Annotated in this window: 23 protein-coding genes and 3 pseudogenes; 13 read left to right on the top strand and 13 right to left on the bottom strand. The window is 42.9% G+C overall.

Going from position 1 to position 24,207, the window contains the following annotated elements; all coding sequences use genetic code 11:
• Positions 1-21: 21 nt before the first annotated feature.
• The 4 genes and pseudogenes from CDG76_RS21180 to CDG76_RS36350 all read right to left on the bottom strand — a co-directional run bounded on the left by CDG76_RS21180 (position 22) and on the right by CDG76_RS36350 (position 3,055).
• Positions 22-486, bottom strand: a complete 465-nt coding sequence (locus CDG76_RS21180; RefSeq protein ID WP_190240922.1) for a WD40 repeat domain-containing protein — start codon at positions 484-486, stop codon at positions 22-24.
• Positions 487-510: 24 nt separating this feature from the next.
• A pseudogene (locus CDG76_RS39675) lies at positions 511-567 on the bottom strand (hypothetical protein); the annotation flags it as partial.
• A gap of 272 nt (positions 568-839) precedes the next feature.
• Complete coding sequence (locus tag CDG76_RS21190) at positions 840-2,798, bottom strand: AAA-like domain-containing protein (protein WP_094350903.1); 1,959 nt, start codon at positions 2,796-2,798, stop codon at positions 840-842.
• Between the two features lie 68 nt (positions 2,799-2,866).
• Entirely contained in the window at positions 2,867-3,055 is a 189-nt protein-coding gene (locus CDG76_RS36350; RefSeq protein ID WP_143854135.1) for a hypothetical protein, read from the bottom strand.
• Between the two features lie 24 nt (positions 3,056-3,079).
• Between CDG76_RS36350 and CDG76_RS21195 the strand changes: the two genes are divergently transcribed.
• The 3 genes from CDG76_RS21195 (at position 3,080) to CDG76_RS21205 (ending at position 4,412) form a co-directional block, all read left to right on the top strand.
• Complete coding sequence (locus CDG76_RS21195; RefSeq protein WP_094351076.1) at positions 3,080-3,610, top strand: hypothetical protein; 531 nt, start codon at positions 3,080-3,082, stop codon at positions 3,608-3,610.
• 129 nt (positions 3,611-3,739) lie between these two features.
• Positions 3,740-4,054 (top strand): hypothetical protein, encoded by a 315-nt coding sequence (locus CDG76_RS21200; protein ID WP_190240923.1) that lies wholly within the window; start codon positions 3,740-3,742, stop codon positions 4,052-4,054.
• On the top strand, positions 4,044-4,412 hold the full coding sequence (locus CDG76_RS21205; RefSeq protein WP_094350904.1) for a pentapeptide repeat-containing protein: 369 nt from the start codon (positions 4,044-4,046) through the stop codon (positions 4,410-4,412). Before CDG76_RS21200 ends, CDG76_RS21205 begins: the two co-directional genes overlap by 11 nt.
• A 117-nt stretch (positions 4,413-4,529) precedes the next feature.
• Here the strand turns inward: CDG76_RS21205 and CDG76_RS21210 are convergent, their stop codons facing one another.
• The gene (locus tag CDG76_RS21210) at positions 4,530-5,612 is read right to left on the bottom strand and encodes a LysR substrate-binding domain-containing protein (protein WP_094350905.1); all 1,083 of its coding nucleotides are present in this window, start codon (positions 5,610-5,612) and stop codon (positions 4,530-4,532) included.
• Positions 5,613-5,852: 240 nt separating this feature from the next.
• Between CDG76_RS21210 and CDG76_RS21215 the strand changes: the two genes are divergently transcribed.
• From CDG76_RS21215 to CDG76_RS21225, 3 genes are all read left to right on the top strand, one after another.
• Positions 5,853-6,563, top strand: a complete 711-nt coding sequence (locus tag CDG76_RS21215; protein ID WP_094350906.1) for a cadmium resistance transporter — start codon at positions 5,853-5,855, stop codon at positions 6,561-6,563.
• 79 nt (positions 6,564-6,642) lie between these two features.
• Positions 6,643-7,305 (top strand): hypothetical protein, encoded by a 663-nt coding sequence (locus tag CDG76_RS21220; protein ID WP_094351078.1) that lies wholly within the window; start codon positions 6,643-6,645, stop codon positions 7,303-7,305.
• 318 nt (positions 7,306-7,623) lie between these two features.
• Entirely contained in the window at positions 7,624-8,052 is a 429-nt protein-coding gene (locus tag CDG76_RS21225) for a YidH family protein (RefSeq protein ID WP_094351079.1), read from the top strand.
• A 133-nt stretch (positions 8,053-8,185) separates the two neighbouring features.
• Here the strand turns inward: CDG76_RS21225 and CDG76_RS21230 are convergent, their stop codons facing one another.
• The 6 genes from CDG76_RS21230 to CDG76_RS21255 all read right to left on the bottom strand — a co-directional run bounded on the left by CDG76_RS21230 (position 8,186) and on the right by CDG76_RS21255 (position 13,881).
• Positions 8,186-8,908 (bottom strand): class I SAM-dependent methyltransferase, encoded by a 723-nt coding sequence (locus CDG76_RS21230; protein WP_094350907.1) that lies wholly within the window; start codon positions 8,906-8,908, stop codon positions 8,186-8,188.
• Between the two features lie 169 nt (positions 8,909-9,077).
• Positions 9,078-9,782 carry a mobilization protein gene (locus tag CDG76_RS21235; protein WP_094350908.1) on the bottom strand — a complete coding sequence of 235 codons (705 nt, stop codon included), beginning with the start codon at positions 9,780-9,782 and terminating at the stop codon, positions 9,078-9,080.
• Between the two features lie 408 nt (positions 9,783-10,190).
• A complete protein-coding gene (locus tag CDG76_RS21240; RefSeq protein WP_094350909.1) occupies positions 10,191-10,907 on the bottom strand; it encodes a pirin family protein in 717 nt (238 codons plus the stop codon).
• A 314-nt stretch (positions 10,908-11,221) separates the two neighbouring features.
• A complete protein-coding gene (gene dps, locus CDG76_RS21245; RefSeq protein WP_094350910.1) occupies positions 11,222-11,794 on the bottom strand; it encodes a DNA starvation/stationary phase protection protein Dps in 573 nt (190 codons plus the stop codon).
• 120 nt (positions 11,795-11,914) lie between these two features.
• Positions 11,915-12,967 carry an aldo/keto reductase gene (locus CDG76_RS21250; protein WP_094350911.1) on the bottom strand — a complete coding sequence of 351 codons (1,053 nt, stop codon included), beginning with the start codon at positions 12,965-12,967 and terminating at the stop codon, positions 11,915-11,917.
• A gap of 389 nt (positions 12,968-13,356) precedes the next feature.
• Entirely contained in the window at positions 13,357-13,881 is a 525-nt protein-coding gene (locus tag CDG76_RS21255) for a calcium-binding protein (RefSeq protein ID WP_094350912.1), read from the bottom strand.
• Between the two features lie 267 nt (positions 13,882-14,148).
• On the opposite strand from CDG76_RS21255, the pseudogene CDG76_RS39680 reads away from it, so the two are divergent.
• The 4 genes and pseudogenes from CDG76_RS39680 to treY all read left to right on the top strand — a co-directional run.
• A pseudogene (locus tag CDG76_RS39680) lies at positions 14,149-14,300 on the top strand (Uma2 family endonuclease); the annotation flags it as partial.
• 114 nt (positions 14,301-14,414) lie between these two features.
• Positions 14,415-14,819, top strand: a complete 405-nt coding sequence (locus tag CDG76_RS21260; protein WP_094350913.1) for a thiol-disulfide oxidoreductase DCC family protein — start codon at positions 14,415-14,417, stop codon at positions 14,817-14,819.
• A 457-nt stretch (positions 14,820-15,276) separates the two neighbouring features.
• Positions 15,277-17,124: a malto-oligosyltrehalose trehalohydrolase gene (gene treZ / locus CDG76_RS21265; protein ID WP_094350914.1), complete on the top strand. Its 1,848-nt coding sequence runs from the start codon at positions 15,277-15,279 to the stop codon at positions 17,122-17,124.
• A 521-nt stretch (positions 17,125-17,645) separates the two neighbouring features.
• On the top strand, positions 17,646-20,438 hold the full coding sequence (gene treY / locus CDG76_RS21270) for a malto-oligosyltrehalose synthase (protein WP_094350915.1): 2,793 nt from the start codon (positions 17,646-17,648) through the stop codon (positions 20,436-20,438).
• Here the strand turns inward: treY and CDG76_RS37495 are convergent.
• Positions 20,435-20,617: a hypothetical protein gene (locus CDG76_RS37495; RefSeq protein WP_190240924.1), complete on the bottom strand. Its 183-nt coding sequence runs from the start codon at positions 20,615-20,617 to the stop codon at positions 20,435-20,437. The two genes, treY and CDG76_RS37495, sit on opposite strands and share 4 nt — an antisense overlap.
• 229 nt (positions 20,618-20,846) lie before the next feature.
• Here CDG76_RS37495 and CDG76_RS21275 point away from each other — a divergent pair, with 229 nt between their 5' ends.
• From CDG76_RS21275 to CDG76_RS39685, 3 genes and pseudogenes are all read left to right on the top strand, one after another.
• Positions 20,847-22,388, top strand: coding sequence for a trehalase family glycosidase (locus CDG76_RS21275; RefSeq protein ID WP_190240925.1), 1,542 nt, complete (start codon positions 20,847-20,849; stop codon positions 22,386-22,388).
• Between the two features lie 125 nt (positions 22,389-22,513).
• Positions 22,514-22,696 carry a BrnA antitoxin family protein gene (locus tag CDG76_RS21280; protein WP_223265331.1) on the top strand — a complete coding sequence of 61 codons (183 nt, stop codon included), beginning with the start codon at positions 22,514-22,516 and terminating at the stop codon, positions 22,694-22,696.
• A gap of 45 nt (positions 22,697-22,741) precedes the next feature.
• Positions 22,742-23,507, top strand: a pseudogene (locus tag CDG76_RS39685) (Uma2 family endonuclease).
• A gap of 148 nt (positions 23,508-23,655) precedes the next feature.
• Here the strand turns inward: CDG76_RS39685 and CDG76_RS37500 are convergent.
• Positions 23,656-23,808, bottom strand: coding sequence for a hypothetical protein (locus tag CDG76_RS37500; RefSeq protein ID WP_167306193.1), 153 nt, complete (start codon positions 23,806-23,808; stop codon positions 23,656-23,658).
• Positions 23,809-24,207 lie beyond the last annotated feature (399 nt).

Here is a 24,207-nt window from a genome sequence, read left to right on the forward strand (position 1 = left end):
TCAAAGATTCAGCTAAACAAACTAATTAGACCTCTTGCAATGGAAAAGACTGTAATTGCAAATAGAGCGATCGCTCTTTTCCACTGTTATATTAGTCTTTAAATAATCCCGCACCCAATCACAAGTGTATTTCAGTAGGTTGAGATGGAGAATTTGTTCTAGATCCCACATAATCACAAGTTGGTCATCTCCGCCAGAGGCGAGGGTTTTACCATCGGGACTAAAGGCAACACTGCTGACATTAGAAGTATGTCCATTCAGGGTGACGAGTAAAGTACCATCAATTTTCCAGACTTTGATCGTATGACCATCGAGACTGAAAGCAATTCCCCACACACCACGCTCATGTTTAAGAGTTCTGATTAAAGTGCCATCTAGTTGCCAAAGCTTGATGCTAAAATCGCCACTGGCAGAAGCGATCGTTTGTCCATCTGGGCTAAAGGCAACTCGCCACACCGCAGATTTATGTCCTTTAAAAATGGTCAACAATTTACCATCGATTGTCCAAAGACGGATAGTGCCATCAATACCGGCAGCAACGATCAGACGGGAGCAACGCGAAAAAGTGAGATCCTCGTGAAAAGAGCTTTCTTAGGCAGGGGGAGCAGGGGGAGCAGGGGGAGTGAAGAGAAAACTTTAGTATTTTTTATGACCGTTATAGCTCTAAATACACTTATTTCTTTCTCTTCCCCTGCCTCCCCTGCATCCCCTGCTCCCCCTGCTCACAAAATCGCATTGCTCCCNAAGTGTATTTAGAGCTATAACGGTCATAAAAAATACTAAAGTTTTCTCTTCACTCCCCCTGCTCCCCCTGCTCCCCCTGCCTAAGAAAGCTCTTTTCACGAGGATCTCACTTTTTCGCGTTGCTCCCCGATCAGACGGCTATCGGGGCTGAAGCGAACGCTTTGTATGGTTGCAGTATGTGGTATTGTTCTCACCAGTGTTCCATCTCGCTTCCATAGCTTGACTGTGCGATCGATGCTAGATGAAGCAATCCACTGACCATCAGCGCTAAAATCAACGCCTAAGACAATCCCTTGATGCCCTGACAGGCGATTGAATTCATCAGCACCGTAGACAGCTTGTTGTAACACTTTGCGAGTTTGGAGATCCAGGGCATTGGCATCTGCGAAATTTTGCAGATCGAGCCGTTGAAATTTCTGTCTGGCTCGGATTGCTTGTACCAGTGCATCTAAGCGTTGATTGGAATTAAAACTCCCATTGGAAGCAGATGCGATCGCCCGTACCTCACTCAGTGATGCTTGCCTTGCGGCGTAGAGTGTTGTGAACCCCAAGATAATAACTGCTACTAGAGCCAAACTTACCCCTAGCAGGAGTCGTCGCTGAAGGCGGGCGCTCTTTTGTTCACTCGCCAATCGCGCTTCAGTTTCTTTGAGTCGTTCCACTTCCAGTTTGTGCTGGACTTCCCGACGTTCCAATTCTTGGCTGGCTGCTAAAAATCGATAGTCCAAATCGCTGAGACTTTTACGCTGAGTCCAATCCAAAACCTCTTGTAAGGCATTACCCCGCAGTAGACGTGACTCATCTTGAAAGCCCGATGCTACCCAAGCATTGAATGGCTGTGAATAAGGGCGCAGATTGTCTAACTGCTTTAACACCCATTCAGCATTAAAAATACTGCGGTAGATGGGATTTTTAATTCTGAGATAGCCGTTGTGTTTCTCGACCAATCCTGATAGTAAAAGCTCTGTCTGTTCTCGACTATCATCGGTAGGCACGGGAGATATTGCAGGTGTAGGATACCAAGAGTCGCTAGTATTTTTATTCTTTGCGTCCTCTATTTCCTCTGCTTGCAATACCTGCTGATAAAGACTCAATAACCGTCCGGCTTGTTGTTGGTTGAAAAGTAAGCGATCGCGAATTGTGCGGAGGTGTTCGGGTTCATCTTGTGATTCCCAGTGTTGGATAATGTGCGATCGCACCAATGCTTCTACCCAATACGCCTCAGTTTTTGGCGATAGGATAATTTTCCGTTCTGATGTATTTAAGGCAGTTTGGAGAACTAATTGACAAAGTTTTTGAGTGAGAAATGGTTGTCCCCCTGTCCAATAGATCGCCTCTTGCAGCACGACTTCTGGTTGACTGATTGCTCCCTGTAACCCGTTTAGCAATGGGCTAGTTTCATGCAATCGAAAGCCGTATAACTCTATAGCTGTCCCAATGTTAAAAGGTGTTCGGCGTTTGTCAGCAATTAAGTCAGATGGACTGGCGACTCCAAACAATGCAAATCCCAGGCGTTTAAAATTCGGATCGTGTGCCTGCTGATTGTAGCAATGACGAATCCAGGCAAAAAAGTCATTGACCGGAAAATTCAAACTCAGCAAACTATCAATTTCATCAATTAAAATGAAAATGCCTTTAGCTTTGCCGCCTCCTTCAGAATCGCTCTTAACATTTGGCAGCAATACTTCCTCAACAAACTGGTGTAGCTTTTGTACAGGAGACAGACCTGTTTGCATATTCCACCATTGCTTAAAGTTGACGTGTTCCGCCAGATTTAACCCGTAGAATATGCTGACAATGATTCCTTTATACCATTGTGCTGATGTGGTATCCTCGCTACCCAATTGCGTCACGTCTAAGTAAATACATTTATAGCCTTCTGACTTGAGACGACGACTTATTCGCTGTAGTAGGGATGATTTACCCATTTGGCGAGAGTTGAAGACGTAGCAAAAATCACCACTTTTCAGGCTGGTATAAAGTTTTTCGTCTGCTTGACGCACAACATAAGTGGGATCGTCACTGTGGAGGCTACCGCCAACTTGGTATCTCATGTGCAAGTGTGATTAGAAAAGGAAAAGATAAAGAAGGAGTCAGAATTCAGAATTCAGGATTCAGAATACTATATCCATGCCACACTATCCCGTTGTGAAGTGTCTTGTAGAGTAAGACCAATTTGAAAAAAGAATGCGACAAATAGACCATTTGTAGAGACGCGATTCATCGCGTCTTTACCCAAGGATGTGTTGCAATCATTAACATCGCTAACCTTGACCCGGAAAACATGGCAGATTACTTGAATAAGTACCAAAAGTCTGATAGGAAAACCATACTAATGAGAATTTGGACTACTACTGCTGTGCTAGCTGCTTTTTGGCTAATATCTGGGGTCATCGGTTCTAAGCCAATCAACGCTACTTCTGTTTTGGTAGAAAATGCCATATCATCTCCGGCGCCAACGAATGCAAAACAGATTACTGTCAGTAACACCGAGTTTGGTCTGAAGAGAGTTGATTCCAAAGGAAACGTTACCATTTTCCAGACAACAAGAGTGCCACTTCAGGAAGGAAACACCTACGGGTGGCGGATTAAACTCAAAAACTACCAAGGTGAAGTGAAATGGCGTGAAGTTTTGTATTTACCAAAACCTCCAGAAACTTGGGGTACAGATAATGGTGAAGATTTCTCAATATCAGCAGACGGCAAGACATCTGTAACACGGCGCACACAGTCGGCTCCAGAAGGTATAATTGAGAATTTTTGGACAATCGCCCCTGGCGATCCAGTTGGTAAGCATAGAATAGAAGTCTATATTGATAACCGTTTGATCGGTACTTTCCAGTTTGAAGTTATTCCAGTTAAGTAGAGATGAAGGGCATTGGGCATTTGTCCTTTGTCATTTGTCTGTCATTCTCCCCCGCTTCTTCTTTTCCCCTTAGCCTGAAACTGAGGAGTATCTTAGAAATAGAAGTTTAATTCTTGTTAGGTGGCGATCGTGAATACAGAGGAATTCCTGCGATTGATCGAAAAGCAGCGCCCATGTCCTCAGACACTACCAAAAGGGCTGCAAGCAATGTGGTATGACAACAAAGGTGATTGGAACAAAGCTCATGAAATAGTTACAGATGCCAGCGATGCTGACAGTGCCTGGGTTCATGCTTATCTGCACCGCAAAGAAGGCGATTTGAACAATGCCCATTTCTGGTATCAACGCAGTGGTCAGCCAGTATTTTCAGGAGAACTAAGCCAGGAATGGGAACAAATAACTTCTGTATTGCTAAAGAAGGTGAACGCGACGCATGAATGCTGAAGAATTAAAAAGGCGTTTTGCCGCAGGAGAAAGATATTTTCCAGCCGTCAACTTGAGTAGTAACAAGCTGATTGGAGCCGATTTGCCTGGAATTAATTTATGGGGATCTGACTTGAGTGGAGTTAACTTAGCTAAAGCTAAACTCTGGGGAGCAGATTTGAGTAGTACTAATTTAGCCAAAGCGAATTTGACCAGAGCTAATTTGAGCGGTGCCAATCTGAATGAAGCAAATCTCCGGGGAGCAAAACTCAACTATGCCAAGTTGTATGGAGCGAATCTAACTGGCGCTTACTATGATGAAAGTACGCGCTTTTCTAGAGGTTTTGACCCCATCAGTAGAAATATGCGCAAGGTGTAGGGAGCAGGGGAGCAGGGGAGCAGTTGCAGTAAGTTTTTCCCCTCTGCCCCTCTGCACCTCTGCCTCTTGTGCCCAATCCCCAATCCCCAATCCCCAATCCCCAATCCCCAATCCCCTTTAAATAACTGATAAATGTTGATGTGAACCATCCAACACAGACGATATCAACATTTGTTCAAAGACTTTGGAAAGAGCAGTTTGAAAACGCTGACGATGCTTGATTTTGAAAAAAGGTCGAACTATTTCTGCGTAAGTGTAGCCCACACTTCGGCTCCTTTCGACTTCGCTACCTCGGCTCCCTTCGACTGCGCTCAGGGCAAGCCGCTCGGCACTAGTCAAGGCAAGTCGCTCTGTTACCGTTGAAGGTATCGCACCGTTGCCTTCTCGGTTATCAATAACTCGAATTGCCCGCAGAGTTCCAAGCTGGATTTCTTTTTTTACCATCAACTCAGAAATTCCAGTTGCGCCTACGCCATTTTCAATTGCGGCTTTTGCCATCTCACCACTGGTGAACACTAAAATTACATTCAGTTCGCTGAGGTTGATCCCCCAATTTTGCAACGCTTCCTCAAACCTTTGCTGTGTTCCAGATTCCCGCACCCGCATCACCCACGGAGTCTGAGTTAGTTGGCTTAAATCAACTTCTCCCCACTCAAACCAAGGGTGTTTTTGACCGACCACAATTTGCAAGCGATCGCTAGCTACTATTTCATAGTCTAAAGTATTCTGAAGCGCTGGCTTCACATCTCCTTCCACCAAACCTAAATCAAACTGTCCCATCGCTGTACCGACACAAATCGTTTCTGCATTGGCAAGGGTACAGTCAATCTGGATACCAGGATATTGGCTCTTAAACTCACTAATCTTACTTGGTAGCCAGTAGTTGCCAATTGTCAGACTCGACCCTAATTTCAATTCACCCCGTTGCAGATTGTTCAATTCTCGCAACCCCCTTTCTGTCAAGGAAACTTGATCGAGAATTTTTTGCGCTTCCACTTGCAGTAATTTACCCGCCTCAGCAATCTCGATATGGCGACCAATCCGATGAAACAGTTTCACACCGTATTCTTGCTCTAAGTTGTGAATCGCTGCACTGACGGCAGGTTGTGTAATATAAAGCTCCTCTGCTGCGCGAGTAAAGTGTAAGTTCTGCGCCACAGCCAGAAATATTTTTAGCTGCTCAAGCGTCATTCCTGCCATTTATCGTATCCCTAAGACTTAATGTCAAAATTTTAATCACTTTCATTTATCATTCTGACAAATAAAAGCATTTGATTCTATCGGTTAATTTGACTAAAGTATAAATCAAGGCTTCGGCACGGACTCAAACGGCCAAGTAGAGAGCAGGGGGAGATGAGGGAGAGTAACCAATGCCCAATACTTCGACTTCGCTCAGTACAAGTGCCCAATGCCCAAGCATGAACATAAGGACATCCACAAATGAACGATTTAGGAACTGCAATTACCACAGGGATTACCGCATTCACTGCCACCAACATTGATGATATTGTCATACTAACGTTGCTTTTTTCACAAATAAGCAAAACGTTTCGCAGTCGTCACATCCTTGCTGGTCAGTATCTCGGTTTTGCAGCATTGATCGTTGCTAGCCTTCCTGGTTTCTTCGGTGGACTAATCATACCGCAGGACTGGATTAGACTACTTGGGTTAATGCCAATAATCATTGGTGTGAGCAGTTTACTAAAACGCGAAGAGGATTCACCAGAGGAAGCCGAAGAAGAAACCGAGCCATCTTGTCCCTCTATAGTTAGTAGTTTTCTCTCTCCGCAAACTTGCAATGTAGCCGCGATCGCCTTTGCTAATGGTAGTGATAATATCAGCGTCTATGTGCCCCTGTTTGCCAACTCAGAATTAGATAGTCTGCTGGTGATACTAAGTGTATTCTTTACTCTAGTTGGTGTATGGTGTTATACCGCTTACAAGTTAACCTATTTGCCTGCGATCGCCAACTTTTTAACTGAAAATGGTAACACTTTTGTACCTTGTATCTTAATTGGTTTGGGCGTGTTTATTGTCACAGAAAATGTTACTTGGACTCTTTTATCTGTAGTTTCTAGTTATATATTCTCATTAATTTTAGGTTTGACTACTCAGCCGTCGAGTGAAGAACAAGAAAAATTAAGTGTCTAAAAACAGGTGCATGATGAATTTTCTGAGCAAAATGAATTCTAAACTGGAAAATATCTTACCCATTAACAGGAATCAAAACATGAAAATCTGGAAATCTCTGCTAATTGTCTTAATGATTGTCGCTAATCTCGCCTTTGCTCAACCTTCTTTTGCTGATAGACCAAAATTTAGCAAAAACCCTGATTACATCGAAGTCACTAAAGCTCTTAAGCAACTCTCGCAGACAAAAGATACTCAAACTCAAGTTGAAGGTCTCACACCAGAAGAAATTAAAACAAGAACCGAGGAATTAACACTGCAAAAATATGCTTTAGAGACGGGAATCAATTGGGGTCAATGCAGCAACCAAACAGGTAATACCATAGCGGTATATGGTAAAAGACCAAATGATGAAGAAGATGAAGATGCAGTGTACGAGAATGGTCTATATTTTCTAGCTGATGGTCAATCCACTAAAAATAACTGGGATTGTGATGGCATCTATCTACCGAATGATGTCCAGGTAGAAAATTTCACCTCTAGTCCTAATGGCCAAGGTGAAGAATTGACAGGAGCGGCGGCTCTGAAGATCCTTGATGGAACTCAGTTGGTAATTAAGAGGAATCCAGATACTGCTGCGATTGAATTGAATGTCCCGACTGTAAAAGTTATAGACAGCAAAGAGGCTAACTGGTTTATCCCATATATATCGCAGGATCTCATAAATACACGAGTTCCTAATGCGCCTAGCAATCAGTCTTGAAATAGAACTGCATAGTCTATTTTTGAATGATTGTTCTGAATTTAAATAGGGTAACAGCCAAAATCAGAGAAACAGGACAAACACTGGTGAAACATCTCTCTGATCTTGGCTATTTTTTTTGAGTTTATCTATGCTCAATTTTAGGCTTGTTTTATTTTCATATCTGCATTAAGATAAATTTTGTAAAAAATGTACAATCACAACAGGCATATTTCAGTAGCGCAACTATTGCGCTGGGTGCAAGTAATCTGGAAAGATATTTCCTACTACCTTCGCATTTTTTTGATAAGAGCCGCTTTGGGGATAAGGGTGTTATTGATGCAGTTAAAATTGAAACCTACAGAAGAAGATAAAGATAAAAAAAAGCCAGGAAGACTGAATCCATCCAGAATCCGAGATCATTTGGCAAATGAGCGTACCTACCTCGCTTGGATGCGGACAGGGATCGCTCTTTTAGGTTTCGGTGTCGTCATCGTGCGTTTGCGTGCCTTTCAAGTACCTTTGATACCCCGTCCTGGTAACGGCTGGAAATTAGGTTTAGTCTTCTCGCTGGTGGGTTTAATTACGGTGTGGCTTTCAACGTCACACTATTTTGCTGTCCGTCGTGATATCGAAGAAGATACTTACGAACCAACAGACAGATGGGTATTGCTGTTCAGTCTCGCTGTGATGATTCTCGGAACTGGGGTAATCTATTTTGTTTTTACAACTTCTTTAGATCCAATGAGTCCACTTATCCCTGAGTAATACATCAGAATTCAGAATTCAGAATTTAGAATGGGCTGCGCCCCGCTGCGCTAACAGGAGTAAAACACGCTTTACAGCTTGGTAACAGACTTAGCTTGTATACATCACCAATTTGAAATCTGCTGTAAGATTTTTAAAATCGGATCTTATACACCTCGAATAATTCCCCTGATTTATGCGTTACGACTTTAGCACCAGCGGTCTTAATCGTTTTTTCCCACTTAGCCAAAGGCTCTAAAAACACCTCAGCCCCTAAATAAGTTTCCAGAACTGCCCAATCTTCTGCTAAGGGCTGTTCTGGATTGAGAACGTCAAATACAAAATGTCCACCTGGTTTTAACACCCGTTTGACTTCTGCTAGTACAGCATCCCAATATTCGAGGGGAAAATAGCAGCTAAATCCGGTGGCGATCGCTAAATCAAATTGCTCTGATGGATAGTTTAACTGATGAGCTGCTCCCAACTCAACCCCTTTGAACAGCTTAGAATTCAACTGTGGCCCGCGAGAATTAAGGGTATCGCGTGCCACATTACTGATTTCTTGCCCATGAAAAAATGCTTGCCAATCCCGCCAAGGATAGATTAAAAAGCTGATACCACAGCCGATATCTATACAGTGTTGGTTCTTTTTAGGTTCAGCAACTTCCCAAAAAGGGGAAGCAATTCTACTTGAGAAGCTACCTCCAATCCACTCGCGGAATATCGGCATCGCTTGTACCTCTGCTGGGAGTTCAAAGGTTTCACGTTGATACTCTCGGTTAAAACGATAGGCTATTTGGGCTAATCTTTCGTCCCAGTTGCTTGATTTGGGTGAACTAAAGAGATTTTGAAACTGAGAATCGGACTTTTTAGACATTTAGGTTTTTGCTACTCTTTCTAAGAATTGTAGTCAAATTCGCAAAGCGATCGCCTACGGCAGACGGGTACGCCATCGCACCCCCATCCAATCTCCTGCTAAGGTTTGTCATTTGTCATTGGTACTAATGACCAATGACAAATGACAAATGACCAATGACAAATGACTACTACTCAACCTTTTCATACCAGATACCTACTTTCTCAAAAGCACCATAAGCAAGCTTCAGAAAATTCACTATTCTCTGTTTCCCAATTATCCCAAATTCTTTATACTCTCTAGCCTCTGCAAAAGTCAGGCGATTTTGGTCAATTATGTTTCTTTCTCTGTATGCTAACTTCGGAAAATCTATAACTTTTATCTGATATTTATTTACTATGTTCTGATAGTTGGAGTCTGACTCTAGATGCTCCCAATCATCACACAGCCCTAAATTCCTCACCAGAATATGAGGGATTTTATCACCGTAAGTATTCACTGACTGAGCAAACAGGTTGATGCTGTCGTATCCTCCTGTAGATACAAACCATTTGCAAAACATCACTCCCTGCGAACTTCCTAGTTCAAGTAATTGATTAGATTCAATCCACCCTTGTACTGCTCTATGCGATTGTGCGGCTAAATTCACAATTACTGGCTTCTCTATCGCCCACTCAAATATTCTATCTGCCTTATTTGCCTGTCGTTCATTCTCGCTAAACACAGCATATTTACATATCTCCTTATATACCCCTGCGACATCTGGATTCGATCTATCTGTCTCCACTGGTACAAATGGGATTCTCTTATCCAGACAATACTGAATCATTGTCCTGGCAAAGAGAGATTTTCCTACCCCGCCTTTTTCACCATCCACAAAATGAATCGTCGGCATTACAGCCACCTCTAATAGTTATTAAAGTCTGATATATCTTTCCCAAACTAAGAACTTTTTGGCCATTGCCCCCAAGTATTTTGGTGGTTTTATGAGAAAGTATAACTGTGATTTGGATATATAGCGCTTCTCGTTCGGATGCAATACACTTTGACCTCACTTTCATTCCTCTCTCCTTTTAGGAGAGAGGCTTTGAATTTTACTCCCCAACGCTAGAAAGGAAGGGGCTGGGGGTTAGGTCTGTATTTTATGCAACTGAGAACCGCTATATTCCAACAGTCTCATTTTACACAGGCAAAGTCGGTCTGCGCGGACTAAGACAAAACAAGGGGCTTAAGCCCCTTGTTATAACCTGCGGAAGCAAGTTTTGTTTAGACGTGGTTTCTAACCGCTCTTTTCGCTGCAATATTAGCCTAAATCGAAAAGCAAGATTTCGCCGCCGATGTTGGTGCTAATTTCTAGCTGTTCTTCGCCGTTGATTTGTACACCATCGCCGGCTCTGAGTTCTTCACCATTTAGGTTAACTATGCCTTGCGCTATTTGTAACCAGGCATAGCGACCGGGTTTGACTTGATAATTAACGACATCACCTGACTCTAAAACAGATGTATATAAATCAACATCTTGGTAAATTGTCACAGCACCATCGCGTCCATCTTTAGCAGCGATTAAGCGTAATTTGCCGCGCTTTTCTTCTAGAGGAAAAGCTTTTTGTTCATATCTTGGTGCTAACCCTTCTCGATCGGGAAGAATCCAGATTTGTAGTAAGTGTAGTGGTTGAGTTGGTGAGGGATTAAATTCACTGTGGCTGATTCCAGTTCCAGCACTCATAATCTGTGCATCACCAGGGCGAATCACCGAGCCAGTACCCAAGCTGTCTTTATGCTCTACAGCACCTTCTAAGACATAAGTGAGGATTTCCATGTCACGATGGCTGTGGGTAGGGAATCCAGCACCAGGGGCGATGCGATCGTCGTTAATCACTCGCAGAGAGCGAAATCCCATGCGGTTGGGATCGTAAAAACTACCGAAGGAAAATGTGTGATAACTATCGAGCCAGCCCATTTTAGCGTGACCACGGGCATTGCGATCGTGAATTAGATGGCTAATTGTATTTTGAGACATATATTTACCTCGTTATTAATGAGTATTTAGAGACGCGATTAATTGTAGAAGAGACGCGATGAATCGCGTCTGTACAACAGTTAGTAATCGAATGAAATTAGGATACTTTTTCACTAACCGACTAGCTTATTCAAGTTGCAGTATTAATCTTGATGTATCACTTGTCGAAGATATTCTGGAATTTTTCGATCTAGTTTTGAACTATTTCAATAGTAAAGTATATACATATAAATGAAAAGTACGCACTTAAAAGTGACGTACTTACCAAAAAGATACTATTTAGATTTACGAAAGACTACTTTTCTCAGAAGTGCTTACTTTACACCAGCAGGTATCTTTTGAGTTTTAGTAGTAGCCGCTTTGCCATTCTCTGCCTTAATTTCTGCTACTTGCAGATGAGCTTCTAAGAACCAGAGTCGTTTGTCAATGGTGCGAGAAATTTCGGTGTAAAGGTCGGCGGTATCGAGGTCGCCTAATTCATCAGTTTTATCGATCGCTTCTCGAAGATGTTTAGCATAGAATGCATAACGATCTGACAAGGCTGTTACATGGTCTTTACCATCCAAAATATCTAAGGGATATTCTGGCAAAATTGAATTACTAGCTGCGGCGCGGGCTGTTCCAAAAGCGTATCCGCCTAAAGCTGTGACACGTTCAGCTACTAGATCGATGTACTCTTCTAATTCCCCAGCAAGTTCATCAAATAATAAGTGTAACTGGTAAAAGTCAGTACCTTTAACGTTCCAGTGCGCTTGCTTTGCTTGGGTTTTCAAATCCGAAGTAGCTGCCAAGGTTTGGTTGAGAAGTACCACGATTTGCACTCGCGCTTCAGCGGGAATGTCAATGCGGGTAGGGTACAAACGTGATGTAATGCTGTTGTCGCTCATGATTCTTTCTACGTTGTTAATGCCTTTTAAATCCAACTTTACAGAATTGCAAGGCTTGGCGAAACTCTCTGACGACCGATTGAATTAATGCCTGAATATGTTAAAGTTTATGACTATTAGTTAAATACGGTGGTTTTGTATGGTGTTGAATGTGCCACCGAAAAGGCGATCGCGAATAACATCATTGTGCAAAAAGTCATGAGGAAAACCCAGTTCAATTTGACTCACTTCATTTAAACGTTGCAAATGTTCTGGCGAGAGGGTGATATTTAAAGAAGCTAAGTTATCTTGAAACTGCGTTAATTTACGTGCCCCAATTATCGGAATAATCACAGCATTTTGAGCGTGTAACCAAGCTAATGCTACTTGTGAAGGTGTGTGTCCAATTTGGGTTGCAACTTCACTGACAACTTGAGCGATCGCTAAATTCCGTTCTGAAATAGTTCCAAACGCTGGATTTACTAATCTTCCTTGTTCGCTACTGTCTTGAGGAGGCTGATTATACTTACCTGTAAGCACACCACCACCTAAAGGCGACCACGGTGTTACTGCTAAATCTAAAGCTTTAGCCATCGGTAGCAAGTCACGTTCTGGTGTTCGTTGAATTAAACTATACTCAATTTGGAGAGCGACAAACTGCGTCCATCCTTGATAATGGGCGATGGTATTAGCTTGGGAAACGATCCAAGCGGGTGTATCAGAAATACCAATGTAAAGTACTTTACCTTGACGGACTACATCATCGAGCGATCGCAAGACTTCTTCAATCGGTGTTGTGAAATCCCAAGCGTGCAACCAGAATAAATCAATGTAATCGGTATTCAGCCGTTTCAAACTACCTTCTAAAGACTGAATTAAATTCTTGCGATGGTTTCCACTGGCATTAGGATCGCCCTTTTTATCATTCATCCGCAAGGGAAAGGAATATTTTGTCGCAACTACAAAGCGTTCACGTTCTTTAGCAATCAACTCGCCAACAATTTTTTCACTGCTACCATCGGTATAACCGTTGGCGGTATCAATGAAATTTCCCCCTGCTTCTGCATAGCTATCAAAAATTTTACGACTTTCGTCAACAGATGCACCCCAACCCCAATCTTCACCAAAGGTCATGGTTCCCAAGGAGAGTTCAGAGACTCTTAACCCGCTTTTGCCCAAGAGTTTGTATCTCATGAATATTTTTCTATAACTAGGTTTTTAAATTTACGAAACTCGGCTTCTGAGTTTTTTGATGTCTGCTAATGGTGCCATAGTCCATCTAGCTACGACACCCGACCCTACAATAGACCTCTTGCATAAATCAAAAAGAAGAAAGAACAGAATTTAGAATGGGCTGCGCCCCGCTGCGCTAACAGGAGTAAAACACGCTTTACAGCTTGGTAACAGACTTAGCTTGTATACATCACCAATTTGAAATCTGCTGTAAGATTTTTAAAATCGGATCNGAAAGAACCCCACCCCGCCAAAGCTACGCTTTGTCTCCCCTCCCGAAGAGCGGGGAGGGGTTGGGGGTGGGGTGTTAGGGACTTTTGCAAGAGGTCTAATCTAAAATCCAAAATTTTCTAGGCGATTACTTCGATAATTTGAGGACCATTAACGCCGTTTATTCTAGCAATTTCGACGGAGCCAAATTGCGAACCGCTACCATCTTTGTCGAAGAATACAATCGAGCTACTGGTGTCAACTCTAAAGCGTTGGTTAGGCTTGGTGAAAGCACTACCGAGAGTTAATTGAGAACGTTGTAATTGCCCTACTACGAGTCCACCTCCGAATCCAGATGCAGAAACTTGTATTTTATCACCTTGAGATGCGTTTAAGTCATTGATAATATCGCCACCCTCTAAAGCACTGTTGTAACGGAAGATATCAGATCCTGCTCCACCAGCTAAGGTATCTCTACCCAATCCGCCAATTAGAATATCATTACCATCTCTACCATCAAGGTTGTCATCACCCGGACCACCGTTCAAAGTATTGACTCCAGCATTCCCTGTTAAGCGGTCATTTCCATTCAGTCCATTGATTACATCGTTGCCAACAGTAGCGTTAAGAACATCGTTTAGAGAGGTTCCAGTGATATTAGCCATACTTGTTTATTCGGTAATTGGTGTTTTAAGATACAAAGTCTGACAATTAAGGATATACTTACATGTCGCAAGTATCCAGTATTTTCTTGTGCCAATGTGTGTACGAAAAAAGACTATATATTAAACAGGAATCAATACACAAGGTTCTTTTGTTAAAAAGTAAGAATGCTAATTATTTTTTGTGGTGAGAGTAATTTATATAGAAACATTTTATAGTCCTTGTTTGGAAACTATGATTGTAGGACTTTCATGGTGTACAAATGCATCGTGATGTTTATCGGTAATCCCAAACAACCAACCTTTAACGTTTGTTAACGCTGTTTGCCAGCAACAAACAACAATATCGCTTAGTAGATACTATTTCTTCTGATTTATTGCCAAATTTACAACTTAAGCTAGATGACATTATGCATATTTGAACTGGAGATTGGTTTCGGTGAGGTAAGAGCGATCGCTACAGTTTTCTAAGCTAGAATACCAAAGTTGTGTTTAGACACATCCGACAATTCAATTGCCAAAGAGCCGTTATTTTTATGAATTACTACGTAATCTACGACGGGAATTGTAATCTCTGCGTTAGTCTGGTGCAATTACTAGAAACCTTAGACCAAGGAAAGCTGTTTCGCTACAGTCCTATGCAAGATGAGCAAACACTTTTACAGTGGGGAATTTCAGCCCAAGATTGCGAACAGGGGGTGATTTTAATTGATGGCAATCAACCTGAGAGACGCTGGCAAGGCAGTAATGCAGCAGAAGAAATTGGGCGGTTATTGCCAGCAGGAAGTATATTTGTAGACGCTTATCGAGCATTACCGGGGATGAAATGGGCAGGCGATCGCTTTTACGAACAAATCCGCGATAACCGCTACGCAATCTTTGGTAAACGTTCTAATACATATCAATCATCGTACTGTGTAGATGGTAGCTGCAAACCGTAGGTAGTAAAGGTGAGCGTATTCCCAGTCTGACGCAGGGGGCAGGGGGCAGGGGGAGAAAGATGCTGTAATTCCCCAGCAGTCTAGGGTTACGAGCTAATAAATGTATTTATGCTCAAGGAAAAAATATTTATTTTGAGCGAAAAGTGCGACGATAAATAATACGTATTTGTCTCAGAGCCAATATATTTATTTATGGGGTTTCCCCTCATCCCCCNCTGCTCCCCTGCCTCTTTGGTCATTAGACAGAATTTTTTCTGGTAAAAAATCCGCCTCCAGATGCTAGCAAAAAGTCTGCTAGACCAACCATTATGCTATCTGGCGTGTTTGTAAACATTGTGCAATCAATGACATTTGCGATAGCCGAAGGCTTAAGCTTCGCTTATCGCCACCGGAAAGGGCGGGTACGCCATCGCGCCGCAATTTGGCACAACAAACTGAACTGACGGGAGGATACTGCGTGAAAATTGGTGCTCAATACTTGGGTAACGGAGAGTGTGAATTTACAGTTTGGTCTCCGCTATTAGATAGCGTCACGGTAAAAATTTTGACGCCAGAACAGCAGTTAATTCCCCTCAAGCCTCAATCTGAGGGATACTGGCACACGAAAGTCAACGATGTGTATCCGGGTACGCTTTATCGGTATGTCTTGAATGGCCAAGACAACTTTGCCGATCCGGCATCGCAGTATCAACCGGAAGGGGTGCATGGGCCGTCGCAAATTGTCGATCCTTCTTTTGAGTGGACTGATGAAGGGTGGACTGGGATTCCTGTAGAGTCGATGATTTTCTATGAAGTTCACGTTGGGACATTCACCCCAGAAGGAAGTTTCACCGCCATCATTCCCCGTTTACCAGAACTGAGGGAACTGGGAATTAACGCCATTGAAATCATGCCCATCTCCCAGTTTCCGGGAGACACTCATGTTGAGGCAACTCTGGCATATCGCAACTGGGGCTATGATGGCGTTTATCCTTATGCTGTCCAAAATTCCTACGGTAGTCCAGCCGAACTCAAGCAACTGGTAAATGCTTGCCATCAAAATAATATCGCCGTTGTGCTGGATGTGGTGTATAACCACTTTGGGCCAGAAGGCAACTATATGAGTCAGTTCGCGCCCTATTTTACTAAAACCTATAAAACGCCGTGGGGCGAAGCACTGAATTTCGATGACGCCCATAGTCAGGGTGTGCGAAATTATTTTATCGAAAATGCGCTTTACTGGTTGGGTGAATTCCACATTGATGCATTGCGCCTGGATGCCATTCAAGCAATTTACGACTTGGGGGCAAAGCATTTTTTGTGGGAATTAGCGGAAGCAGTTCATCATTTTTCACAACAAGGGCAAAAATGGAAACGCCATTTAATTGCCGAAAGCGATATGAATAATCCGCAAATAATTCGTCCGGCAGAATTGGGTGGATATGGTCTTGATGCTCAGTGGAGTGATGATTTTCACCATGCATTGCACACACTGTTGACAGGCGATCGCCAAGGATATTATCAAGATTTTGGGAAATGTGCTGATTTAGCAAAAGCTTATAGCGATACTTTTGTCTACGATTGGAAGTATGCTCCACATCGCAAACGGTTTCATGGCGTATCTTGCCGCGATCGCCCTTTATCACAGTTTACAGTCTGCATTCAGAATCACGATCAAATCGGCAATCAAATGAAAGGAGAACGCCTCACCCAGCGGATCTCTTTTGAAGGATTAAAGTTAGCTGCTGGCGCTGTGCTGCTGTCGCCCAACTTACCCCTGTTATTTATGGGAGAAGAATACGGCGAAACTGCACCCTTTATTTACTTTGTCAGTCACTCCGATCCCGATTTGATTCAAGCAGTTCGAGCCGGACGCAGAGAAGAATTTGAAGCATTTCACTATGCAGACGATCCCCCAGATCCAGAATCGGCAGAAACTTTCCTCAAGTCTAAACTGAATTGGGAATTACGCAATGAAGGAAAGCACAAAGTTCTCTGGGATTGGTATCGTCAGTTAATTAATTTACGGAAGACACATCCAGCCCTTCTCAACCAAGATCGCAATTTCATCGAAGCGACTAGCGATGAAGAGAAGGAAGTGGTCATCGTGCGCCGTTGGTGCGAATCCAGTGAAATAATATTTGTGATGAATTTCAATTCGTCGCCAGTGACGGTAACTCTGCCGTTTGAGCATAATGCTAATAAATTGTTGGACTCTGCTGATACCTCATGGTCTGGGCATGGTTCTGAAGCTGCTGAACATCTGTCTGTGGGACAAGAAGTGAAATTGCAACCTACTAGTCTAGTACTCTATGAAAAAGGATGAGGGAGAGAGTTAGAACTTAAAGTTTCAGCCTCATAACCTCAAGTTTCAAGCAAAAAGGCTTAAGATTCGAGCTAAAAGGCTTAACGTTTGAGCTGAAAGACTTAAGGTTCGAGCTGAAAGGCTTAAGGTTCGAGCTAAAAGGCTTAACGTTTGAGCTAAAAGGCTTAAGGTTCAAGCTAAAAGGCTTAAGGTTCGAGCTAAAAGACTTAAGGTTCGAGCTAAAAGACTTAAGGTTCGAGCTAAAAGGCTTAAGGTTCGAGCTAAAAGACTTAAGGTTCAAGCTAAAAGGTTGTTTGAAAAATGTTTGGCTGTGATGTTAGACACTTATTGATCCCCCCTAACCCCCCTTAAAAAGGGGGGAACCCGGAATCAAAGTCCCCCTTTTTAAGGGGGATTTAGGGGGATCTAGAACTTTTCACTACCGAGAAGAGGACTTTTCAAACATCCTCTAAAAGGCTCAACGTTCATGCTCAAAACCTCATCCCCCTTACTCCCCACTCTCTACTCCCCACTAAAAAAATATGCGAATTCCCACCGCCACTTATCGAATTCAGTTTACACCCCAGTTTGGCTTTGACAACGCCAAAGCGATCGCAGCTTATCTAGCAGATTTGGGTATTTCCGATTTATATGCCTCCCCCATTTTCAAGGCACGATCTGGGAGTACACACGGCTACGATATAGTAGATGCCACTCAACTCAATCCAGAACTGGGAACAAATGAATCCTTTGATGCATTAGTTGATGAAATCCAATCCCTTGGTATGGGCTGGTTACAAGATATTGTGCCCAACCACATGGCCTATAGCAGCGAAAACGATTACTTGATGGACGTATTGGAACACGGCCCAGATTCCAGCTATACCGACTACTTCGATCTTTCTTGGAATGCTCCCTTTGGCGATCGCCAAGAGCGAATTCTTGCTCCTTTGCTGGGAGATTTCTATGGTGCATCCCTAGAAAACGGACACATTCAACTGCAATACGAACAGAACGGTTTAACTGTCAACTATTACAGCTTGAAATTGCCACTCCGGTTAGAATCTTACACAAAATTTATCACCCATAATTTAGGGAAACTCACCCGCACACTGGGACGCAATCACCCCGATTTTATTAAGCTTTTGGGGATTCTCTACATTCTCAAAAATGTGCCTTCAGAGGTGGCGGGTAAACAGCGACAAGACCAGATTGCATTTATTAAAGGATTAGTTTGGGAACTCTACACCACAAACGATGCCATCCACGAGTTCATTGACGAAAATATCGAAACTTTCAACGGAGAACCCGGTAATTCCGAAAGCTTTAACCTCCTAGATGAATTACTTAATGACCAGTTTTACCGTCTCGCTTTCTGGAAGGTTGGCGCGGAGGAAATGAATTACCGCCGTTTCTTTACTGTCAACGAACTAATTTCTGTGAAAGTTGAAGAAGTGCGGGTTTTTAATAATACTCATAGCCTAATTCAAAAACTGGTTGAGGAAGGCAAATTTACAGGTTTACGCATCGATCATATTGATGGACTTTATAACCCAATTCAGTACCTCGAAAGGCTGCGCGAAAAAATGGGTGATGTTTATATCACTGTTGAAAAGATTTTAGAGCTGACTGAAGAACTACCAGAAAATTGGGGAATTGAAGGAACATCTGGATATGACTTTCTCAACTATGTAAATGGTGTATTTTGTCAAACAGAAAATCAATCGCAGTTCGATAAAATTTACTATAACTTTATCGGTTCACGAGTAGATTATGCATCAATAGTGAAGGATAAAAAGCACCTAATCCTAGAAAAGAATTTAGCAGGTGATATTGACAGTTTGGCTCTTTTATTAAAAAATATCTCCAGCAAATACCGCTATGGCAATGATTTTACGCTGAATGGATTAAAAAGAGCGATCGCTGAAGTTTTGACGTTGTTCCCGATTTACCGTACTTACATTACGCCCGATGGAATTGGAGATAGCGATCGCGCTACCATTCAAGAAGTAATTCGCCAAGCCAAAGAACAAACACCCCTGTTGCAGCACGAACTGACTTTTATTGAAAAGTTAATGCTCCTAGAGTTTGATGATTCTCTGACTCAAACAGAACGCGAACAGTGGATATATTTTGTCTTGCGAATGCAGCAATACAGCGGCCCGCTAATGGCGAAAGGTGTAGAAGACACCACATTATATGTATACAATCGCTTGCTGTCGTTGAATGAAGTCGGGGGTAATCCCGGTCATTTTGGGATTGATGTAAGCAAATTTCATGCCTTTAACCAACAGCACCAAGCAACCTGGCCCCACACAATGAACACCACAGCTACCCACGACACCAAACGCGGCGAAGATGTGCGGGCCAGATTGAATGTCCTTTCAGAAATCCCCGATGAGTGGGATCAGCAGGTAAATACTTGGAGCGCCATTAATCGCGGACATCGTAGCGATCGCCACGGGTTCGCTATACCCGATCGCAACGATGAGTATTTTCTCTATCAAACCCTAGTAGGGGCGTTTCCTTTTGCGGAACAGGAACATGCATCCTTCGTGGAACGGGTGAAGGACTATATAATTAAAGCAATTCGAGAAGCGAAGGTGCATACAGCATGGTTGCGACCTGATAGCGAGTATGAAGAAGCTTGTACTTCCTTTATTGAGAAAGTACTCGATCCTGCCATCTCCAGGGAATTTCTAGAAGCTTTTCGTCCCTTTCAACAGCGAATTGCAGAGTATGGTATCTTCAATTCCCTTTCCCAAACTCTACTGAAGATTACCGCCCCCGGCGTACCCGATTTATACCAGGGAACGGAGCTTTGGGAGCTGAGTCTAGTAGATCCAGACAATCGCCGTCCCGTGGATTTTGAACAGCGACGTACTTACTTAAGCGCCATCCGCGAACAGGCAAAAACAGATATTCTTGGACTAATTCAGGAGTTACTGAACGACAAAACAGATGGCAGAATCAAACTGTTTTTAACGGCTCAATTACTCCAAGCTAGAACAAACTATGTCTCATTATTCCAGGATGGCGACTACTTGCCGTTAGAAGTTCAGGGAACCTACGCCAATCACATTATCGCCTTTGCGCGACGGGAGGGGAATCAAACAGCGATCGCGATCGCGCCCCGCTTTTTAACTAGTCTCATCCAGCCAGGAGACAATCCCTTGGGCGAGTCAGTTTGGCAAGATACACATCTGCAATTACCCTCTGGAACTTCTCACACCTGGAAAAACGTCCTAACTCAGCAATCCTTAAAGTCTACAGAAACCTTATCTATCGCAGCAGCCCTAGCCCATTTTCCAGTTGCGTTGTTAGTCAGTGATTAAGGGGTATTGGGCAAAAGAGGCAGAGGGGAAAACTCTTCTCCCGGATTTCTCACGCATAGTGTAGGCAGAGGGGGAAGAGGAGTGTGGGGAGTGTGGGGAGTGTGGGAAGTGTGGGGGGTAAGACTTCTTCCCCATCCTCCCACACCTCCCACACCTCCCACACCCCTTGGATTTCTCACTTGCTCCCTATCTAGGCAAATCCAGGTGATATGTAGATTGAATTTCGTATTTGTTCATGTTCCTTTAAAAGTCTGAAAATTCCAAGTACTGATCTCGAAGTTGCGAGTTCTGAGCTAGTAATGAAATAGAAGTTGCAGTCTCATCCAGACTCACCTTGATAGCGCTACTCCCTGTTTTTAGTCCTTAGTCTCTATTCCCCAGCCCCCATTTTGAATTTTGAGATGAATTATGACTACTCCAACTCCAGCTTATACCGACACTCCACCAGCACTTACCACAGCACAGATTGACGCCGTGCGCCTCCACATCAAAAAAACGTGGAAAACTTTAACGCGATCGCACGAACACTTATTACAATCTGCAAAAGACACCAAACTAGACCACAAAAAAGACACTCCTTGGATCGTCTATATTTCACCCTCAGAAGATTGTCCCAACATTCAGACTGTGTTGGAGCGATCGCTATCTTCAAAAGATATGCAACAGCTAGAAATTCGCACTTTGCCCTCGGAAGTCGAAGCGATTAAAGAGCATGGGTTACTATACCTACCAGGGCCTTATGTCGTACCAGGTGGACGCTTCAACGAAATGTATGGCTGGGACAGCTACTTTATATTACTAGGACTTTTGCACGATGGAGAATTGGAGCTAGCACAAAGCCAAGTTGAGCAATTGCTGTACCAAGTGCAACATTACGGCACTATCCTCAACGCCAATCGGACTTATATGCTGTCGCGATCGCAGCCTCCAGTCCTGAGTATGATGGTTTTGGCGTTATTCCAGCACACTCAAGATGAACAGTGGTTGAAGGCAACCGTACCCTTGTTAGAGCAATTTTATTATTACTGGGTAGTTCCGCCCCACCTAAATGCTGCAACAGGCTTATCCAGATTTTATGCTTTTGGGGAAGGCCCCGCGCCAGAAGTTTTGTTTTCCGAGCGAGATGAAGAGGGAAAAAGCCACTACGATCGCGTCAAGGAATATTACCAAACCTTTGAGGTTGAAGATTATGATGTCAATCTTTACTACGATCGGGAAAATGACCAACTGACCAGTCTATTTTATAAGGGCGATCGCACTATGCGCGAGTCCGGTTTTGATATCACCAACCGATTTGGCCCTTTCAGTGCTGATATTCTCCACTACGCTCCTGTGTGCCTCAACAGTTTCTTGTATCAGGTAGAACAAGACTTGGGGCAAATTAACGAGATTTTGGGGAACGAACAACTGGAACAACAATGGCGCGATCGTGCAGATATCCGCCGCGATCGGATCGATCAATTTCTCTGGAATGAAGAACGAGGACTCTATTTAGACTACCACTTCCAGAGTGGAAAAGGCCGCGGCTACGAATTTGCTACTACCTTCTATCCTCTGTGGCTGGGAATTGCTTCTCCAACCCAAGCCCGGCGAGTGGCGGAAAATCTCTCTTTGTTTGAAGCCCCAGGCGGAATTTTGACCAGTACTCATGTTACCGGAAACCAGTGGGATGCGCCTTTTGGCTGGGCACCATTGACGTTAATTGCCGTCCAGGGACTTCACCGCTATGGTTATCATACAGAAGGCGATCGCATTGCCAACAAATTTCTGGCTATGGTAAATAAAGAATTCGAGCGTCACAATACCCTAGTTGAGAAATATGATGTTGAACGCTGTTCTGCCAACGTTTCCGATGAAATCTCCTTTGGATATAGTTCTAACGAAGTTGGCTTCGGCTGGACAAATGGAGTCATTCTGGAACTCTTAGTAGGCGGTGGGAAAAAAGTTTAAATAAAAAGGCGTGAGTTTTTCCTCATGCCTTTATTTTATTTATTACACTTGACTTTATCAGCATCTCGCCCAATCGACTTAAAGAACTCCAAAATATCCCTGATACAGCGATTGATACTTCAGATATTCCTGAATTAGATCAGCAATTCTGGGAAACAGCTAAAATGGTAAAACCTGTTAGTCAAGAAGCCACGTTAATTCAACTAGATCGAGATATTCTAGATTGGTTTAAAAGCAAAGGAAAAGGCTACGAATCTCTAATTAACTCTGCTCTTTGCTCTTATATTGAGCATAATTCATCGCTATAACGCTTTACCTTAGTGGCTCGTACCAAATCATGAGGAATAATCACAATGGTTAAATCAGCCCCAAAAGTTCTAACCGTTGATGAATTTATTAGCCATTACGGTGAGTGCGATCGCTATGAACTAATTGATGGTGAATTAATTGAGATGGAACCAACCGGGCCACACGAGCAAGTATCTGCATTGATTGGGCGAAAGCTGAATGTAGAAATTGATCGTCAGGATCTAAGCTACTTTATTCCCCATCGCTGTCTAATCAAACTCTTAGGAACAGAAACAGCTTTTCGTCCCGATGTGATTGTGTTAAACCAAACTCAATTAATTAATGAACCATTATGGCAACAACCTGTAATATCATGTCCGCTTGATTACTTACTAAACCCTAAGAACCCCACCCCGCCAAAGCTATGCTTTGTCTCCCCTCCCCGCCGGCGGGGAGGGGCTGGGGGTGGGGTGCAATGACTATGGGAATCAGAACTAATTACCCGGACTTGATATAATTACATCAGGAAACTCAATAAAACTGATTGCTGAAGTTGTCAGCACAAACTGGCAGAACGATTACGCCCGTAAAGCCGAAGACTACGCCCTGTTAGGAATTCCTGAATATTGGATTGTTGATTATTTAGGTATTGGTGGCAGAGAATATATTGGTAAACCCAAACAGCCAACGGTGACAATTTGCAACCTAATAGAGGATGAGTATCAAAAACAATTATTTCAAAATAACGATCGACTTATCTCCTTAATCTTTCCCAACTTACAACTAACGGCACAACAAATATTTTCGGCTGCACAATCTGTTACCAAGTAGTTTATGTCAATCGCAACGCAACTATAGCAATCCTATTTGATTGGTTCTGCACCGAGAAAATCAGATCCCCGACTTCTTCAATAAGTCGGGGATCTTTTTGTTCATAAATATTTTTCACATACCGTGTCAGCACCTTCTATATCAGCACCTAATTATTATCATCTTTACGCTTATCGTAAGGTTCACCTGTAAAAGGTTGTACGCCTGTAGCAGGATAAGCGTCATCATTAGGCCCAAAAATCCGCATTGCAGCTTCAGAAATATACTTGGTTATGTTCGCAATGATGTTGGAAATAGCCATAATATTGGACTCCTTATTTTCGAGCCACTTTAATTGTGCTACCTATACTCTAATACTGATATTCAAGCCTTGCTCTTATTCTCAATATATTGAGACTATATGCAATGTTTATTCAGATAAGTTCGCAATACTTTAGCTTGTCAAAAAGTCAAACTTTTCTCTCCGATTCTAATTGTAACATAGTTGTTTCTTTCAACCCATTTGGGAAAATAGCGAAGCAAAACAAACTTTCTCTGACAGGATATTATTTTCCTTGATTAGCCACCCGCTCTAATTAACATTATTACGCGCTATCACTATTAAAACATATTAAGTATTTGATGAAGTTAGTATTAAGCTACCGATAAATCTACTGTTATCCGGCAATCTCAGACAATATACTTGCAGGGAGTTGACATT

Source organism: Nostoc sp. 'Peltigera membranacea cyanobiont' 210A (assembly GCF_002246015.1).
Classification (GTDB): Bacteria; Cyanobacteriota; Cyanobacteriia; order Cyanobacteriales; family Nostocaceae; genus Nostoc.